This window comes from Nocardia sp. NPDC051900 (genome assembly GCF_044452545.1).
Lineage (GTDB): Bacteria > Actinomycetota > Actinomycetes > Mycobacteriales > Mycobacteriaceae > Nocardia > Nocardia sichangensis.
The window spans coordinates 252,641-269,243 of sequence record NZ_JBITBU010000003.1 but is presented as its reverse complement, the minus strand read 5'-3'; the positions used below and the strand labels follow the sequence as shown (position 1 = coordinate 269,243).

The window sequence follows — 16,603 nt, the reverse complement described above, 5'->3', positions numbered from 1 at the left end:
CCGCCATACTGATCGAATGCTGGAGACCGCCGGGACCATGCGGAAACTGCGCACGCGCGCGGTCGCGGTGATCCGGCGCGTCGAGGACGTCATCGATCTCAATTACGTCGGCTTGGTGGTGGCGACGGTGTTCTTCGCGCTGTCGGTGACGCCGTCGCTGCTGCCGCGCGACTGGCTGTTCCAGGGGCTGATCAGCGGGATCAATGCCGCCATCGGATACGGCGCCGGCTGTTTGCTGGAGTGGCTGTTCCGGCTGTGGGTGCGGCCGCGGCTGAAGATCGCGCCGCCGCCGACGTGGGCGCGTTACGCCGTCAAGTCCGCAGTGCTGCTCACCGCGGCGCTGAGCGCCGCGCTGATGCTGGTGCAGTCGGCGCGCTGGCAGCGGGAGATCACGGCGTTGATGGGCATGGCGGGCACCACCACGCCCGCCTATCTGCGCACCGGACTGCTGAGCATGGCGGTCGGCGCCGCGGCGGTCGCGGTCTACCGGACCGTGCGCGAGTTCATCCTGTTCCTGGCCCGCCTGCTCAACCGGTGGGTGAAGGTGCCCCGCGAACTCGCTCCGGCCGCCGGATTCCTGGTGCTGGTGGTGCTGGCGGTGACGATCTTCAACGGTGTCGCCACGCAAGCGTTCTTCGCGGTGGCCAACTCCGCGTTCAGCGTGCGCAACGACCACACCTCAGCGAACGCGGTGCAGCCGCAGCAACCGGAGCGCTCCGGCAGCCCCACCTCGCTGGCCAAATGGGAGACCCTCGGATTCGAGGGGCGCTGGTTCGTCTCGCACGGACCCACCGCGAGCCACATCACCTCGCTCACCGGCCGCCCGGCCAGGGAGCCCATCCGGGCCTACGTCGGTCTGGAGTCGGTCGACGGGAACCAGGAACCGGCCGAGCTGGCGGTGTCCGAGCTCGAGCGAACCGGTGCGTTCGACCGGAAGGCGCTCGTGGTGGTCACCACCACGGGGACCGGATGGGTGAACTCGCTGGCCGCGTCCGCGCTCGAGTACATGTACGACGGCGACACCGCGATCGTCGCCACCCAGTACTCGTATCTGCCCAGCGTGCTGTCCTTCCTGGCCGACCGGAGCAAGGCCGCCGCGGCGGGCAGGGATCTGTTCGACGCGGTGTACCAGCATTGGACCGCACGCCCGCCGCAGGCACGACCCAAATTGCTGGTGTACGGGGAGAGTCTCGGTTCGCAGGGTTCCGAGGCGGCGTTCGACGGTCTGGCCGATCTGCGCGCCAAGGTCGACGGCGCGCTGTGGGTCGGCCCGCCCAATTCCAACCGGCTGTGGCAGCAGTTCGTCGCCCGCCGCGATCCGGGCTCCCGTGAGGTGGAGCCGCTGTACGCCGACGGGCTGGTGGTCCGGTTCGCCTCCGACAGCGGTGACCTGGCGCGCCCGTCGTCGGAATGGCGGCCGCCGCGCATCGCGTATCTGCAGCACGCGTCCGATCCCATCGTCTGGTGGTCGCCGGATCTGATCTTCTCGCGGCCGGATTGGCTGTCGGAGCCGCGCGGTTCGGACGTCTCCTCCCAGATGCGCTGGTGGCCGTTCGTCACCTTCTGGCAGGTGGCCGCCGATCTGACCAACGCGCAGGGCGTCACCGACGGGCACGGACACCGCTACGGCAGCCTGGTCCTGGACGGCTGGGCCGCCATCGCCGCGCCACCGGACTGGACCGCCGAGCGTTCCGAACGGATCCGGGTCGAAGTCGAGGCCGCGGAGGAATTCGAGCGGAAGATCAAGTGAGCCGGGAACGGGCCGTGCGAACCATTGCGGCCGTTGCCGTTCCGTTGTTCTGGAGCAACGCGGTCCTGCCCCGCCTCCGTCTCGGCATCCGCGGACGAACCGCCGCCAATGCCGGTTTCGCCACCGCCTACGCAGTCGCGCTGCGCGCCGAACCTGGCCGGTGGTCGAAGAGCGGCGTGCGCTGCGGGCTGCTCGCCGCCTCGGTCGTCGTGGTTGGTTACGCAGCGGCCCTTGCCGTTCCGTCGCTGCGATGGCAACTGGCCGAACTCGCTGAACGGGGGCCCGCTGTGTCGACGCAGGAGTGGGTGGCTGTGCACATTCCCCTCGGGACTGTCTACAGCGAGGAACTCGTCTTCCGCGGCACGCTGGATCCCATGCTGGACCGCCTTTTCGGTCCGCGAGCCGGTGCATTGGTCGGCGCGACGACCTTCGGACTCTGGCACATCACTCCCGCGCGGGCCGTGGGCGACAGTGTTCCCGCCACCGTGGCGGTGACTACGGCGGGCGGACTCGTGTTCGGTTTGCTGCGCCGCCGCACCGCGGGCACCGCCGCCCCCGCGCTGCTGCATCTCGCCATGAACGCGGGCGGAGCGATCGCTCCGCGCCTGGCCCGCCACTTCCCCGGTTCCGCGCGTGCGATGCGGGTGGCACGTTCGGACCTCGGGACGACTGTGGATGAATTCGCAACTCCGGCTTCGGATATACCGCGAGCCCGTTGACGGGCGGCCGACGCCGGGCACCGCGCCGCCGCCGTTCCGAAGCCGCGCCGACACCGTCGTGTCGACCGCCCTCGCCGAAGCACGGCTGAGGTCGATCACGTGCGCGAGGCGAACGGAGCGCGAAGTAGGGTCGGGCAGGTGGCAGGACGAGGCACGGTCGACCCCGCGCAGACGCGGGCAGCGGTAGCGGTGGTGAGCGAATGGTTGCGTGACGAGTCGGTCGACGCGCCCGCGCGCGCCGAACTCGCGGCGGCTGTGCGTACCACGGCGCGCTCGCTGGCGGCCTCCGCGCCCGGGCACTCGGTCGAGGTCCGGGTGCCGCCGTTCGTCGCGGTGCAGTGCGTCGAGGGCCCGCGGCACACCCGGGGTACACCGCCGAACGTCGTGGAGACCGACCCGCGTACCTGGCTGCTACTGGCCACCGGACTGCTCGAGTTCGACGACGCGCTCGACTCCGGCGCGGTGAGCGCATCCGGCACCCGCGCGGCCGAGATCACGCACTGGCTGCCGATCGTCCGAGTCGACTGAGACCGAGCCGATCGTTTCGGCGCGGACAGTTCACGCCCGGACGATATTGCGGCGCTCCAGCCCCTTGCGGTCGTAGAAGCGGGTGACCGACGCGCCGAAGATCAGCCCGATCGCGAGCCCGAGGACCGCCATCCATACACCGCGCGTGAGCCCGGCCTCGAAATCGGCGTCGAAGTACAGGATCGACCGCACACCGAGGAACACCTGGTGCATGGGTTCGAAGGAGGCGAGCCAGCCGAAATATCGCGGCGTCGCCTCGATCGGCACGGTGCCGCCCGAGGACGGCAAGCCGAGGATGACGAACAGGATGAGGTTCACCAGCAGGCCCGCCGAGCCGATCGCCGCCAACATGGACAGCCCGGTCACGCCGACGGCGATCATGGCGAGCGCGCTGTAGAGGTACAGGGCCAGCGGATTGCCGATCGGCATGTCCAGCAGTTCGCCCACGATGAGGAAAACCCCGGCGACGATGTTCGCCGCCAGCACGAACACGCCCCACTTGATCAGCAGCGTCCTGAACCGCGAGATCGGCGTGGGCGGGTAGTGCACGTACCACGGGCCGTACTCGGTGGGCACGAATCCGAGCTGCGCATCGATCATGGTGTGGATGACCATCGCGCCGACCACGCCGGCCAGCAGCAGCAACAGGGAGTAGAAGAACGCGGTCAGGCCCTGGCCGCTACCGTGCGGCAGCGGGTGGTACTGCTGATGCACCACCTCGATCGGCGACGCCAGCGCCACCCTGGTCGCGCCGGTCAGTTCGGGCGCGGGCGGACCGCCCGGACGCGGAGCCAGCTGCGCGTTCACCTGGTCGAGCAACTGCTTGCCGACCTGCTTGTTCACCTCGGTCAGCGCCTCGTTGCCGACCCGCAGCACGATCTGCGTGCCGAACGCGCCCGCGCGCGGGTTGGTCTGCACCGTGATGATCGGGCGCGGGATGTCACCGGGTATGACACTGCCCACACCCAGATTGCCGAGCTGCTTGCTGAAATCGCCCGGGATGACGATCGCGCCGTAGACCTGTCCGGACTGCATCTGCCGCTCGGACTCGTTGATGCTGAGCACGCGCAGGTCGACCTTGTCCGACGGCACTCCGGCGGCCAGCGCCTTGGTGATCTGATCGCCGAAATTGACCTTCTGCTCAGCGCTCCCGCTGCCGATGGTGTCGCCGACATCCTGGTTCACCAGCGCGATCGGGAAGTCGTGCAGGTTCTGCTCCGGGTCGACGACATAGTCGAGGTACATGATGCCAAGCAGCGCGGTGAGCAGGCTCAACACCGCGACGGGAAACAGCACCATCCGAGGCCATGGCCTGCGCACCGGCCCCGTCGCGCCCGCGTCGTCCGTAGTCGTCACGGTCCGCACCGTAACAGCCGAAGGCGTCGCGGCGACCCCGCTTCGGTCACCTGGAATTGCTGCTCGGATGCGGCGGCGGTGCGCGGGCACCGCCGTGGCATCCGTAGAATGAAATCTGCCCCCAGCCCGCCCGAACAGGGAGCAAACGGTGACCAACGCCGAACTGCCGGTCCAGAGCATTTCCGCCGCCTCGTGTCCCACCCCGGACGTCGACGAGAACGAGCCGCGCGAGGAGTGCGGAGTCTTCGGAGTCTGGGCGCCGAGCGAAGAAGTGGCGAAACTCACGTATTACGGGCTTTATGCTCTGCAACACCGTGGACAGGAGGCGGCGGGCATCGCGGTGTCGGACGGCTCGCAGATCCTCGTGTTCAAGGATCTCGGTCTGGTCAGCCAGGTGTTCGACGAGCAGACGCTGGCGGCCATGCCGGGTCACATCGCCGTCGGTCACTGTCGCTACTCCACAACGGGCGGGGTGACCTGGGAGAACGCTCAGCCCATCTTCCGCACCACCGCGGTGGGCTCCGGACTTGCCTTGGGGCACAACGGCAATCTGGTCAACACCGCCGAATTGGCGGGCCGCGCACGGGAACTCGGCCTGCTCGCCTCCGTCCGGGGCGGGCGCCCGCAGCCCGCCGCGGCGACCTCCGACTCCGACGTGGTCACGGCGCTGCTCGCGCACGCCGCCGCCGACTCCAGCATCGAGCGGGCCGCGATGGAACTGCTGCCCACCCTGAAGGGCGCGTTCTGCCTGACCTTCATGGACGAGCACACCCTCTACGCCGCGCGCGACCCGCACGGCGTGCGCCCGCTGTGCCTGGGCAGGCTGGAGCGTGGCTGGGTCGTTGCCAGTGAGACCGCCGCGCTGGACATCGTCGGCGCCGCCTTCGTCCGCGAGATCGAACCCGGCGAATTGCTGGCGATCGATGCCGACGGCGTGCGCTCGATGCGCTTCGCCAACCCCGAGCCCAAGGGCTGCGTCTTCGAATACGTGTACCTGGCGCGGCCGGACAGCACCATCGCGGGCCGGTCGGTGCACGCCACCCGGGTGGAGATCGGCCGTCGCCTGGCGAAGGAGCACCCGGTCGACGCCGACCTGGTGATCCCGGTTCCCGAATCCGGCACACCGGCCGCCGTCGGCTACGCGCAGGGGTCGGGCGTGCCCTACGGCCAGGGCCTGATGAAGAACGCCTACGTCGGCCGCACGTTCATCCAGCCCAGCCAGACCATCCGTCAGCTCGGCATCCGGCTCAAGCTCAATCCGCTGCGCGAGGTCATCCGCGGCAAGCGCCTGATCGTCGTGGACGACTCGATCGTGCGTGGCAACACCCAGCGCGCGCTGATCCGGATGTTGCGCGAGGCGGGGGCGTTGGAGATCCACGTGCGGATCGCCTCGCCGCCGGTGAAGTGGCCCTGCTTCTACGGCATCGACTTCGCCTCGCGGGCGGAACTGATCGCCAACGGCGCGGGCACCGAGGGCGACGTCGCGGACATGGTCGAGGGCGTGCGCCGGTCGATCGGCGCCGATACCCTCGGCTACATCTCGCTCGACGGCATGATCGCCGCCACCGAACAGCCGCGCTCGCGGCTGTGCGCCGCGTGTTTCGACGGCAACTATCCGATCCCGCTGCCCACCGAGGCCGCGATCGGGAAGAACGTGCTCGAGGGCATGCTCACCGGTCAGACCGAGGCCGAGCTACTGGGCGACAACGCGAATGCGAGCGCGCTGAGCCGTCCGTGAATCGCTGATCATGTGCGCCGGGCGGTCACCGACTCTCGGTAATCGCCGTAAGGCCGATCGCTTCGGCGCGTGATGGTTTCCACCGATGCGTTTGTGGGTACGGTCGGTTGCTGTCGCGCGCCGTGATGTGGCCTGCTCGAGACATCGCGCCGTGCACCGTCCGGCGATTCTGGACGTACGACCGGTTTTTGGGCCGGTCGTAGTCGCCGCGCATAACACCTGCTGAGAGCGCCGCGGATTTTCTTCGAAAACGTAACGTGCCGAAAATGCTTCGTAGGTACGGTGCCGATCAGATCGGAAGTTCACCCGTGTCCGCACCGGGCCTGCGATCCAGGGCAACGCGTGCGGCGCTCGAGAAGTGGGGCCGTGATGAGGAATTCGAGGTTGGGGCGACAGATCGGGACGCGAACCATCGCGGCCGTCGGCTTGCTGGCATTGGCGGGTTCGGTGCTGGCGGGATGCGGTTCCGGGCGAACCGGGGAGGGCGGTGATGGCGGCGGCTTGGTGGCGGGCACCACCGACAAGATCTTCTCGCTCGATCCCGCGGCCGCCTACGACAACGGGTCGCTGGTCGCCGAGACGCAGATCTATCAGTACCTGCTCAACTTCGCACCCGGTGACGCGACGCCGAAGCCGGACGCGGCCCAGAAGTGCGAGTTCACCACGCCCACGGTGTATACCTGCACGTTGAAAGACGGCCTGAAGTTCGCCAACGGCAACCCGCTGACCGCGACCAGCGTGAAGTTCTCCTTCGACCGGATGCTGCGGATCAACGACCCGAACGGTCCCGCCTCGCTGCTCGGCAACCTGGAGAAGACCGACGTAGTGGACCCGCGCACCGTCGCGTTCACGTTGAAGGTGGCCGACGACCAGACCTTTCCCGCGATCCTGCCCACCCAGGCCGGGCCGATCGTCGACGAGAAGGTATACGCGCCGGACAAGGTGATGCCGGACGAGGACGTGGTGAAGGCCAAGGGTTACTCCGGCCCGTACGCCATCGCCAGTTACGACAAGAACAAACTCGTCGAGTACCAGGCGTTCGCCGATTACAACGGCATCCTCGGCAAGCCGAAGACCGAGACGGTGTCCACCAAGTACTACGCCACCACCGACAACATGAAGCTCGACCTGCAGAACGGTTCGCTCGACGTCGGATATCGGTCGTTCACGCCCACCGACATCGAGTCGCTGCGCAACGATGGCAAGGTCGCCGTGCACGAGGGTCCCGGCGGGGAACTGCGCTACATCGTGTTCAATCTGAACACCATGCCGGGTGGCACGCCCGCGCAGAAACTGGCCGTGCGCAAGGCCGTCGCGGCCACCGTCGACCGTGCCGCGCTCGCCGACGGCGTCTACAAGAAGACCTACCTGCCCGCGTATTCGTCCGTGCCGCAGGGCATGCCGGGCGCGGCCGAGCCGTTCAAGGAAATCTACGGCCCCCAGCCGAACAAGGACCAGGCGGCGAAGTTCCTCGCCGACGCGGGGGTCGCGACGCCGGTCGAGCTGAATCTCCAGTACAACCCCGACCACTACGGGTCCAGCAGCTCCGAGGAGTACGGGGCGATCAAGTCGCAACTGGAGGCCACGGGTTTGTTCAAGGTCGATCTCCAATCCACCGAATGGGTGACCTACCAGCGAGAACGCGCCCGTGATGGCTACCCGCTCTTCCAATTCGGCTGGTTCCCGGACTTCCCGGACCCGGACAACTACCTTTCCCCGTTCTTCGGGCCGAACAACTTCCTGCAGTCGCATTTCGAAGACCCCGGCATCTCCGCCCAGCTGATCGCCCAGGCGACCCAGCCCGACAAGGACAAGCGGCTCGCGCAGATCCAGCAGGTGCAGCGTGATCTCGCGCAGAACTTCCTGCCGATCGTTCCGCTGCTGTCCGGCAAGCAGATCGCGGTCTCCGCCACCGGGGTGCGGGGTGTGGAACAGACGCTCGACGCATCGTTCAAGTTCCGCTATACGGTGCTGAGCAAGTGAGTTCCGGCGGTCCGGCCGGGCCCGGGACGACCACATCGGCGGACATCGCGCCGACACCCGTCCGGGCCCGGCCCTTCGCCCTGCGGCGAACCGGCAAGGGTGGCGACGATTCTCGCCACGGCGCGTTGCTGCGCTATCTCGGCGTCCGCCTGCTGCTGATTCCGGTGACCGCGTGGATTCTGGTCACGGTCGTGTTCTTCCTGATGCGCGTGGTCGGCGACCCGATCAGCGCGGCGATGGGCGGACGCATGACCCAGGAACAGATCGAGGCGCGCAAGGAGGCGGCCGGGCTGAACCGGCCGATGCTGACCCAGTACTGGGACTATCTGTCCGGGCTTCTGCACGGGGATCTCGGTCGCTCCCAGGACAACCGGGAGATCAGCGAGGTGGTGGTCACCTACGGCGCCGCCTCGCTGGAACTGGTGTGCTGGGCACTCGTGGTCGCGTTCGCGATCGGCGTCCCGCTGGGCGGGTACGCTGCCACCCGGCGGGATTCCGCCGCCGACACCACGTTGCGGTTGCTGGCCATCTTGTTCTACGCCGCGCCGGTGTTCTTCGTCGGCCTGCTGCTGAAGCTGGTGTTCGCGGTGCGACTCGGCTGGCTGCCGGTGGCGGGCCGGGCGAGCACCAACGTGGAACTGCGGCTGCAACACGTCTCGCCGAAGACCAACATCATGGTGATCGACGCGATCCTCTACGGCGACGCCGGATACCTGATCGACGTGCTGGAACACGCCGTGCTGCCCGCGATCGCGCTCGGCTTGCTCACCGCGGGCATCTTCTTGCGGCTGGTGCGGATCAACCTGATCCAGACCCTCCGCGCCGACTACGTGGACGCGGCACGGGCCCGTGGCTTGTCCCGCCGCGTGGTGACCGGGCGGCATGCCTTCCGCAACGCGCTGATCCCGATCGTCACGGTGATGGGCATGCAGATCGCCATGATGCTCGGCGCCTCGGTGCTCACCGAGACCACGTTCGAGTGGAAAGGCCTCGGCTATCAATTCGCGCAATACCTCTCGGCGCGCGACTTCATCGCCGTGCAGGGCATCGTCGCGTTCATCGCGCTCATCGTGGCGGTGATGAGCTTCCTGGTCGACGTCCTGGTGGCGCTGATCGATCCGAGGGTGAGGTTCTGATGACGGCTCCGGAACTGCTGAACGAAACCCTGGTCACGCCACCCGCGGCGCGGCGGGGTGTACCCGGCCTCCGGTTGTTCTCGATGACCTCCGGTTTGCAGCGTGCGACGCTGGTCCTCGGACTGGCTCTGGTCGGTGTCTTCGTGGTCGCCGCGCTCTTCGCCCCGCTGATCGCACCGTACGGATTCGCCCAGAGTGCCGCCGACGGCGTCGATTTCGTTCGCCAGCAAGCACCGTCGGCCGAGCATTGGTTCGGCACCTCGGTGCGCGGGGAAGACGTGTTCTCCCGGGTGATCTATGGCGCGCGGACAGCCTTGTGGGTGATCACGATCTCCCTGCTGCTCTCGCTGCTGATCGGGGTACCGCTCGGACTGCTGTCCGGCTACGTCGGCCGGTGGCCGGACCGGTTGCTCGTGCTGTTCATGGACGCCATGTACGCGTTCCCGACACTGTTGCTGGCGATCGTGGTGTCCATCGTGGTCGCGGGCGGTCGCTCGACCAGCCTGGGCGGTGTGCTGTCCGCGGCGGTGGCCATCACGGCGGTCTTCGTCCCGCAGTACTTCCGGGTGGTACGCAACGCGACCGTGGCCGTGAAGCAGGAGCCGTACGTCGACGCGGCGCGGGTAACCGGCGCGTCGACCACGCGAATCCTGTTCCGGCACATCCTGGCCAATGTCACTCAATCGCTGCCGGTGATCATCACGCTAAACGGGTCGGAAGCCATCCTCACCCTGGCCGGCCTGGGTTTCCTCGGTTTCGGCATCGAACCGACCCAGGCCGCGGAATGGGGTTTCGATCTGAACAAAGCGCTGCCGGACGTGTCCAACGGCATCTGGTGGACGGGCATCTTTCCCGGTGTCGCCATCGTGCTCGTCGTGCTCGGCATGACCTTGGTAGGTGAAAGCCTCAACGAAGTGCTGAACCCCGTCCTGCGCACCCGCCGCGCCGCGGCGGTGGCCGGACCGGACGGCGGCGGAAAGGACGCGACCGATGCCTGAGTCCTCCGCGACGGAGCGGGGCCGCCCCGCCCTGTCCATCGAATCGTTGTCGGTCACCTTCGCCACCGACGCGGGGCCGGTGCACGCGGTCACCGACGTCTCCTACGAGGTCTACCCCGGCGAAGTGCTGGCCATCGTCGGGGAGTCCGGTTCGGGCAAGTCCGTGAGCTCACGCACCGCGATGGGCTTGCTGCCGGAGACGGCCACGGTGCGCGGCCTGGTCACCCTGGGGACCGAGCAGGTCACCACGATGAACGAGAGGCAGCTCACCGCATTGCGCGGCGGCGCGATCTCGATGGTGTTCCAGGAACCAGGCCTGGCCCTGGACCCGCTGTTCACCGTCGGCTTCCAGATCGGCGAGGCGCTGCGCGCCCACACCGACCTGACCAAGAAGGCGGCCAAGGCGCGGCCGGTGGAACTCCTGCGCCTGGTCGGGTTGCCCGATCCGGAGCACCGGGTGGACTACTACCCGCATCAGCTCTCCGGCGGGCAGAAACAACGCGTGGTGATCGCCATCGCCATCGCCTGCGAGCCGAAGGTGATCATCGCCGACGAGCCGACCACGGCGCTGGACGTCACGGTGCAGGCCGAGATCCTCGCCCTGCTGCGGGACCTGCGCGACCGGATCGGCAGCGCGATCGTGCTGATCACCCACAACATGGGCGTGGTCGCCGACATCGCCGACCGCGTGGTGGTGATGCGCGACGGAGCGGTGGTCGAGCAGGCGCCGGTGGACGAACTGTTCGCGCGTCCCACGGCGGACTACACCCGCGCCCTGCTTGCCGCGGTCCCGCACCTGGGTACCGAGCAGATCGAGCACGGCCCGCCCGACAGTGCCGAGACCGAGGGCGATCCGGTACTCGAGGTCCGTGATCTGGTGGTCGAATTTCCCGGCCCGTTCGGCAGGCCGCGTTTCCGCGCTGTCGACGGCGTGAGTCTGCGCATCGGTCCCGGCGAGACGCTCGGCCTGGTCGGTGAGTCCGGCTCGGGCAAGTCGACCATCGGCCGCTGCGTCGCGGCGCTGCAACGGCCCACCTCCGGAACGGTGCGAGTGCGCGGGCAGGACATCGTGGGGTTGTCACAGCGCGAGCTGCGACCGATTCGGCGGCGCTTCGGATTCGTCTTCCAGGACCCGGCCAGTTCGCTGAATCCCCGGCTCACCGTGGGCGAGTGCGTGTCCGAACCGCTGCTCGTGCACAAGGCGGGCAACTCGGCGGAGATTCGCGCCAGGGTGCGCCTGCTACTCGACGACGTGCGGTTGCCCGCGGGCGTCGAACGCCGGTACCCGCACGAGTTGTCCGGCGGGCAGCGTCAGCGTGCCAGCCTCGCCCGCGCGCTGGTGCTCGACCCGGACCTGCTGGTCGCCGACGAGCCGACCAGCGCGCTGGACGTCTCGGTGCAGGCCGCGGTGCTGGAGCTGTTCGGTCAGCTACAGCGCGAGTGCGGCTGGGCCTGCCTGTTCATCAGCCACGACTTGGCCGTGGTCGACCAGCTCGCCGACCGGATCGTGGTGCTGCGCGACGGTGCGGTGGTGGAAGCGGGCGATCGGAATCGCATCCTGCGCGCCCCACGGGAGGAGTACACCCGCCGCTTGGTCGCCGCGGTGCCGGTACCGGATCCGGTGCGGCAACGCCACCGCCGGGCACAGGCCGCGGGGTTCGATGGCGACGAGACGGACTGATCGTCCGCTTTACGGTTGGCTCTGCCCTATTGTCAAGAGGGCGAGCCAACACCGGTGCGGGGTCGTTATCCGGCTCCGGTAGCGTGAGCAGGCATCTATCCGCCGATTCGGTTTGGAGCTTTCCCCGAAAATGACTGAACAGACCCCCAGTGGTGGTGCTTCGTACGCCGCGGCAGGCGTGGACATCGAGGCAGGTGATCGCGCAGTCGAGTTGTTCGGGCCATTGGCGAAGAAGGCGACCCGGCCCGAGGTCCAAGGCGGCCTCGGCGGCTTCGCCGGGCTGTTCGCGCTGAAGGGCGGCTACCGGGAACCGTTGCTGGCGGCCTCCACCGACGGCGTCGGCACCAAGATCGCGGTCGCGCAGGCGATGGACAAACACGACACCGTCGGCCTCGACCTGGTGGCCATGGTGGTGGACGATCTCGTGGTCTGCGGCGCGGAGCCGCTGTTCCTCCAGGACTACATCGCCATCGGCAAGGTCGTCCCGGAGAAGGTCGCCGAACTCGTATCCGGCATCGCCGAGGGCTGTGTGCGCGCCGGGTGCGCGCTGCTCGGCGGCGAGACCGCCGAGCATCCCGGGCTGATGGATCCGGACGACTACGACCTGTCCGCCACCGGCATCGGCGTGGTCGAAGCCGACGCGGTGCTCGGACCCGACCGGGTCCGTCCCGGCGACGTGGTGATCGCCATGGGGTCCTCGGGACTGCACTCCAACGGCTACAGCTTGGCCCGCAAGGTGCTGCTCGAGATCGATCGCATGTCGCTCACCGGCCACGTCGAGGAGTTCGGCCGCACCCTGGGCGAGGAACTGCTCGAGCCGACCAGGATCTACGCCAAGGACTGCCTCGCGCTGATCGCCGAAACCGATGTGCGCACGTTCGCCCACGTCACCGGCGGTGGCTTGGCGGCCAATCTCGCCCGGGTGCTGCCCGCGGGCATTGTGGCCGAGCTGGATCGAGGCACCTGGAACCCGGCGCCGGTGTTCAAGATGATCGCCCAGCGCGGCCGGGTCGAGCGGCCCGAGATGGAGAAGACGTTCAACATGGGCGTCGGCATGGTCGCCGTCGTCGCTCCCGAGGATGTGGACCGGGCGCTGGCGGTGCTGACCGCACGGCATATCGAGTGCTGGACGCTGGGCACGGTCAAGAAGGCCAAGGACGCCGACGCCGCGCGCGCCGTGCTGGTGGGTGAGCATCCGCGGTTCTGATTCGCGGCGAAGACACGTGAGAGTCCCGCATCTATGTACGATGCGGGACTCCGGTGTGTTGCAAGCCTTTTCGGCGCCAGAGACGTCAACCCGCGACAACGATCGAAGGGGGAGGCCCGTCGGCCTCCCCCTTCAGACGTAAATCCGAGTCAGCGGCGCCAGTCGTCGTAGTCGTCGTCCTCGTCCCAGCGGGACAAGGAGTCGTCCGCGTCGTGCTCATCGGACAGCACACCACCACTCCGCTGGGAGTTGGGGCTTCCCGAAAGCTCGCGCTGAAGGCTCGCGAAGTCGGTCGTGGGCGAGCTGTACTTCAGCTCGCGTGCGACCTTGGTCTGCTTTGCCTTAGCCCGGCCACGGCCCATGGCTGACCCCCTCGCGTCACAGCGGGGCGGCCTGGGGTTTGGTGGCGGCCCCGTTCGAATTAATACTCTTCCTGACAGACACTTTAGCGTGTGTCCGGCGGTCTCGCTTCCAGGAGTGGGTGAAGAACTCCGGAACCAGTGCCGTTTGCCCGCTTGTCGCCCTGCCGTGGAATACCTAGACGACCCCGGGTATAGCACGAATCACACCGACTCGGATACCCCCGCCCAGCACCGCGGGGGCCGCCAGCTCCGCGTGCGCATCGGTCCACTCGATTCCCATTCGATGCAGAATCGCCAGCGTCAGCGGCATTCGCGCGCGATCGTGGCCGTCTTCGATCTTGTACGCGAAAGCCGATCCGTCCGGCAGCGCGCCCGCGTGCACACCATCCGCGCCGATCTTGCACACCAGCCCGGGAGTGGCCAGCATGGTCAGCAGATCGGGCGCGTTCGTGCCGGAAATCACTCGCGGATGCGCGCGCACCGCGTCGGCGACCCGGCGTTCCGGGCTCCCCGGCTCGGCCGTCGCGATGGTCGAGAACACCCGCGCGAGGTTGACGAGTGAGACCGGGATGATCGGCAATCCGCAGCCGTCGATGCCCAGATCGGCTTCCGGCTCGCCGGTCAGGTCGGCCACGGTCGCGATCACCGCGCGCTGCAGCGGATGCGCCCGGTCCTGGTAGCCCTCGGTCGGCCAGCCGTTGATCGCGCAGGTCGCGAGCATCGCCGCGTGTTTGCCCGAGCAGTTCATGTAGATGGGGCGGGGTTGTCCTCCGCCGGACAGCAGCGCGGTGCGGGCGCCCTCGTCGTACGGCAGATCGGCCGGGCAGGCCAGGGCGGATTCGGGCAGGCCGAACCGGTCCAGCAGCCTGCGCACCAGCGCGACATGGTCGGGTTCGCCGTAGTGCGAGGCGGTGGCGATCGCCAGTTCGGCGTCATCGACCGGCTGGAAACCATTGCGCAGCAGGGTGATCGCCTGCATCGGCTTGTTCGTCGAGCGCGGGAAGATCGGCAGGTGCACTTCGCCGAGTTCGAGGGTGGGCTCGCCCGCGGCGTCGAGCACCACCACCGAGCCGCGGTGCACGCATTCACGGAAGCCCGAGCGGACCACTTCGACCAGTTCCACACTCACGATTTCGCTCCCGTGCCGATGTCGTCGGTGCTCGTCGTCGCGTGCCGGTGCGCGGTGGCGCGCACGGCGTTGCCATGCCTGCGCGCGTGCCGTTCCACTTGCATGCGCACGTCGTCGGAGATGGTCGGCTCGTCGGCGAGCAGGATCGCCAGCAGATCCGGATCGGCGCCGGTGAACAGATCGCGGACCGTGATGCCGTGCTCGGGGACGTGCACCACCGAGATCCGGTCGCCCGCCGCGATCGTGCCCTCGGTGAGCACCCGCAGATAGGCGCCGGTATCGCTGCGCAGGGCGAACCGTTTGACCCACTGCTGCTCGCCGCTCCAGTGCTGGAACGTGGCGCACGGCACGCGCGGAGCGCTCACCTCCAGCACGGTGTCACCGACCGCCCAGCGCGCGCCGATCACCGAGTCGCTGACCGGAAGGCCACGCACGCGCAGGTTTTCGCCGAACCAGCCCGCGGGCAGTTCCCGGCCGAGCTCCGTGCCCCAGCGGCGGGCGTCCTCGTCGGCGTAGGCGTAGACGGCCTGGTGCACGCCGCCGTGATGCTTGGTGTTGCAGACGTGATCGCCGTCCAAGCCGAGGGCGCGTACCGCGACTCGTCCCGCCGCCGGGCGCTTGTCGATGGCGCTGCGACCGACTCTTCCCGGTACCTCGATATCGGCGTGCACGACGCACGCCGCGAGCACCTCTCCGGAATCACCGACGCGCATGAACGGCGCTCCTCTCGTCGCGAATGGGGAGCTCGGCGCTGAGCAAGAGTGCGGATGTCGGCTGAGGAAAACGTCCCGTTCGCCGGTGGCCGGTCAACAGGTCAGCGCCCACGCAGCCGGTCGACCGCGAGCCGGCCCGCTTGCGGTTCGTCGTCGGAGGGCATCGAATCGGGATCGATGGACGCCGCGACCGGGCCGGCGACCAGCGCGGTGTCGGCCGGAACCGCGCGCTTGACCAGCGCGAGGGCGATCGGGCCGAGTTCGAAGTGGTCGACGACCGTGCCGAGCCTGCCGACCGCGCGGCCGCCGGCGGTGACGTCGTCGCCGATGACCGGGCGCTCGTCCGCCGAGCCGTCCAGGTGCAGCAGCAACAGGTGCCGCGGCGGCTTGCCGAGGTTGTGCACCCTGGCCACCGTCTCTTGGCCGCGGTAGCAGCCCTTGTCCAGGTGGACGGCTCCGTGTTCGGCGACGCCGCCGATCCAGCGGGCCTCGTGCGGGATGGTCCGATCGTCGGTGTCCAGTCCGATCCGCGGCCGGACGGCCGCGACGCGCAATGCCTCGAACGCCCACATTCCGGCGGGAACGGCGCCTGCCGCGGTGAGCCGGCCCCACAGGCCGGTCAGCTGATCGCGCGGGACGACCAAGTCGAAGGAGTCGGCCGTCGGCCACGGCATCCGGCGCAGGAATCCGCCGCCGGGCAGCGGCGTCGCCTCGTACACGCCGGGAAGGGCGGTGATGCCGAGTGTTTCGGCCAGGTCTGCCACTCCGGGGCCGAGCAGGCTGAGTACCGCGTGGTCGGCGGCTTCGGGTTTGGCATCGGCCCAGAAGACCATCTTCTGCAGGAACGCGAGCAGGTCGGGTCCGCGCTCGGCTTCGGTATCGATCCAGACGGCGCCGTCCAGTTCGGTGAGCACGAAGTGATGCTGGACCCGGCCGTTCAAATCCAGGTCGAGGTTCTCGGCGGACTGCCCGTCGCCGAGGGCGGCGACATGCTGACTGGAGATGGTGTGCAACCAGGAGAGCCGCTCCGCGCCGGTGATGCGCAGTACGAATCGGTGTGACCGGTCGACGATCGCGGCGCGCTGCGTCGCGGCGCGCTGCTCGCCGAACGGATCGCCGTAATGCCACGCGACGGCGGCGTCGGGCGAACCCGCCGCTCCCGCGACGGCTCCCGACACACTGAGGATGGGGCTGGGCGCAACGACCACGGACACCTCTCCCACTCTAGGCGGGCCCGCCCGGCGGTGCGCGAACCGGGCCAGGGCGCCGGAGAACGGCATAGCCGATCGGCATTGTCCGAGCA

14 protein-coding genes are annotated in these 16,603 nt (G+C 68.6%); 9 read left to right on the top strand and 5 right to left on the bottom strand.

From position 1 onward, the window contains the following. Nucleotides 1–16 precede the first annotated feature (16 nt). From ACIA5H_RS05975 to ACIA5H_RS05965, 3 genes are all read left to right on the top strand, one after another. Nucleotides 17–1,750, top strand: coding sequence for an alpha/beta hydrolase (locus ACIA5H_RS05975; RefSeq protein ID WP_397074227.1), 1,734 nt, complete (start codon nt 17–19; stop codon nt 1,748–1,750). Between the two features lie 14 nt (nt 1,751–1,764). Next, entirely contained in the window at nt 1,765–2,469 is a 705-nt protein-coding gene (locus ACIA5H_RS05970; RefSeq protein WP_379250417.1) for a CPBP family intramembrane glutamic endopeptidase, read from the top strand. A gap of 138 nt (nt 2,470–2,607) precedes the next feature. Continuing rightward, entirely contained in the window at nt 2,608–2,997 is a 390-nt protein-coding gene (locus ACIA5H_RS05965) for a sterol carrier family protein (protein ID WP_355076959.1), read from the top strand. Between the two features lie 30 nt (nt 2,998–3,027). Here the strand turns inward: ACIA5H_RS05965 and ACIA5H_RS05960 are convergent, their stop codons facing one another. Next, a complete protein-coding gene (locus ACIA5H_RS05960) occupies nt 3,028–4,296 on the bottom strand; it encodes a YhgE/Pip domain-containing protein (protein ID WP_379250837.1) in 1,269 nt (422 codons plus the stop codon). Between the two features lie 205 nt (nt 4,297–4,501). On the opposite strand from ACIA5H_RS05960, the gene purF reads away from it, so the two are divergent. The 6 genes from purF to purM all read left to right on the top strand — a co-directional run bounded on the left by purF (nt 4,502) and on the right by purM (nt 13,096). After that, nucleotides 4,502–6,091 (top strand): amidophosphoribosyltransferase, encoded by a 1,590-nt coding sequence (gene purF / locus ACIA5H_RS05955; protein ID WP_355076960.1) that lies wholly within the window; start codon nt 4,502–4,504, stop codon nt 6,089–6,091. Nucleotides 6,092–6,502: 411 nt separating this feature from the next. Continuing rightward, nucleotides 6,503–8,074 carry an ABC transporter substrate-binding protein gene (locus ACIA5H_RS05950; RefSeq protein WP_397074506.1) on the top strand — a complete coding sequence of 524 codons (1,572 nt, stop codon included), beginning with the start codon at nt 6,503–6,505 and terminating at the stop codon, nt 8,072–8,074. A gap of 125 nt (nt 8,075–8,199) precedes the next feature. Further along, the gene (locus ACIA5H_RS05945; RefSeq protein WP_397074504.1) at nt 8,200–9,210 is read left to right on the top strand and encodes an ABC transporter permease; all 1,011 of its coding nucleotides are present in this window, start codon (nt 8,200–8,202) and stop codon (nt 9,208–9,210) included. Beyond that, nucleotides 9,210–10,208 carry an ABC transporter permease gene (locus ACIA5H_RS05940; protein WP_379250419.1) on the top strand — a complete coding sequence of 333 codons (999 nt, stop codon included), beginning with the start codon at nt 9,210–9,212 and terminating at the stop codon, nt 10,206–10,208. Before ACIA5H_RS05945 ends, ACIA5H_RS05940 begins: the two co-directional genes overlap by 1 nt. Further along, a complete protein-coding gene (locus ACIA5H_RS05935; protein WP_397074223.1) occupies nt 10,201–11,889 on the top strand; it encodes an ABC transporter ATP-binding protein in 1,689 nt (562 codons plus the stop codon). The genes ACIA5H_RS05940 and ACIA5H_RS05935 overlap by 8 nt, the downstream gene beginning before the upstream one ends. A gap of 130 nt (nt 11,890–12,019) precedes the next feature. Further along, the gene (gene purM / locus ACIA5H_RS05930; protein ID WP_355076965.1) at nt 12,020–13,096 is read left to right on the top strand and encodes a phosphoribosylformylglycinamidine cyclo-ligase; all 1,077 of its coding nucleotides are present in this window, start codon (nt 12,020–12,022) and stop codon (nt 13,094–13,096) included. Between the two features lie 149 nt (nt 13,097–13,245). Here the strand turns inward: purM and ACIA5H_RS05925 are convergent, their stop codons facing one another. The 4 genes from ACIA5H_RS05925 to ACIA5H_RS05910 all read right to left on the bottom strand — a co-directional run bounded on the left by ACIA5H_RS05925 (nt 13,246) and on the right by ACIA5H_RS05910 (nt 16,514). Beyond that, nucleotides 13,246–13,458, bottom strand: coding sequence for a DUF3073 domain-containing protein (locus ACIA5H_RS05925; RefSeq protein WP_039794982.1), 213 nt, complete (start codon nt 13,456–13,458; stop codon nt 13,246–13,248). Between the two features lie 175 nt (nt 13,459–13,633). Next, a complete protein-coding gene (locus ACIA5H_RS05920; RefSeq protein ID WP_355076967.1) occupies nt 13,634–14,587 on the bottom strand; it encodes an asparaginase in 954 nt (317 codons plus the stop codon). Further along, nucleotides 14,584–15,300, bottom strand: coding sequence for an MOSC domain-containing protein (locus ACIA5H_RS05915; protein ID WP_397074220.1), 717 nt, complete (start codon nt 15,298–15,300; stop codon nt 14,584–14,586). The genes ACIA5H_RS05920 and ACIA5H_RS05915 overlap by 4 nt, the downstream gene beginning before the upstream one ends. Before the next feature lie 101 nt (nt 15,301–15,401). Then, nucleotides 15,402–16,514: a YgfZ/GcvT domain-containing protein gene (locus ACIA5H_RS05910; protein ID WP_379250427.1), complete on the bottom strand. Its 1,113-nt coding sequence runs from the start codon at nt 16,512–16,514 to the stop codon at nt 15,402–15,404. Nucleotides 16,515–16,603 lie beyond the last annotated feature (89 nt).

Bases quoted from the DNA above. Each gene is read 5' to 3' on its own strand.
- ACIA5H_RS05975 (WP_397074227.1), top strand. From the start codon at position 17: ATGCTGGAGACCGCCGGGACCATGCGGAAACTGCGCACGCGCGCGGTC.
- ACIA5H_RS05960 (WP_379250837.1), bottom strand. From the start codon at position 4,296: ATGGTGCTGTTTCCCGTCGCGGTGTTGAGCCTGCTCACCGCGCTGCTT.
- ACIA5H_RS05940 (WP_379250419.1), top strand. From the start codon at position 9,210: ATGACGGCTCCGGAACTGCTGAACGAAACCCTGGTCACGCCACCCGCG.
- ACIA5H_RS05935 (WP_397074223.1), top strand. From the start codon at position 10,201: ATGCCTGAGTCCTCCGCGACGGAGCGGGGCCGCCCCGCCCTGTCCATC.
- purM (WP_355076965.1), top strand. From the start codon at position 12,020: ATGACTGAACAGACCCCCAGTGGTGGTGCTTCGTACGCCGCGGCAGGC.
- ACIA5H_RS05925 (WP_039794982.1), bottom strand. From the start codon at position 13,458: ATGGGCCGTGGCCGGGCTAAGGCAAAGCAGACCAAGGTCGCACGCGAG.
- ACIA5H_RS05915 (WP_397074220.1), bottom strand. From the start codon at position 15,300: ATGCGCGTCGGTGATTCCGGAGAGGTGCTCGCGGCGTGCGTCGTGCAC.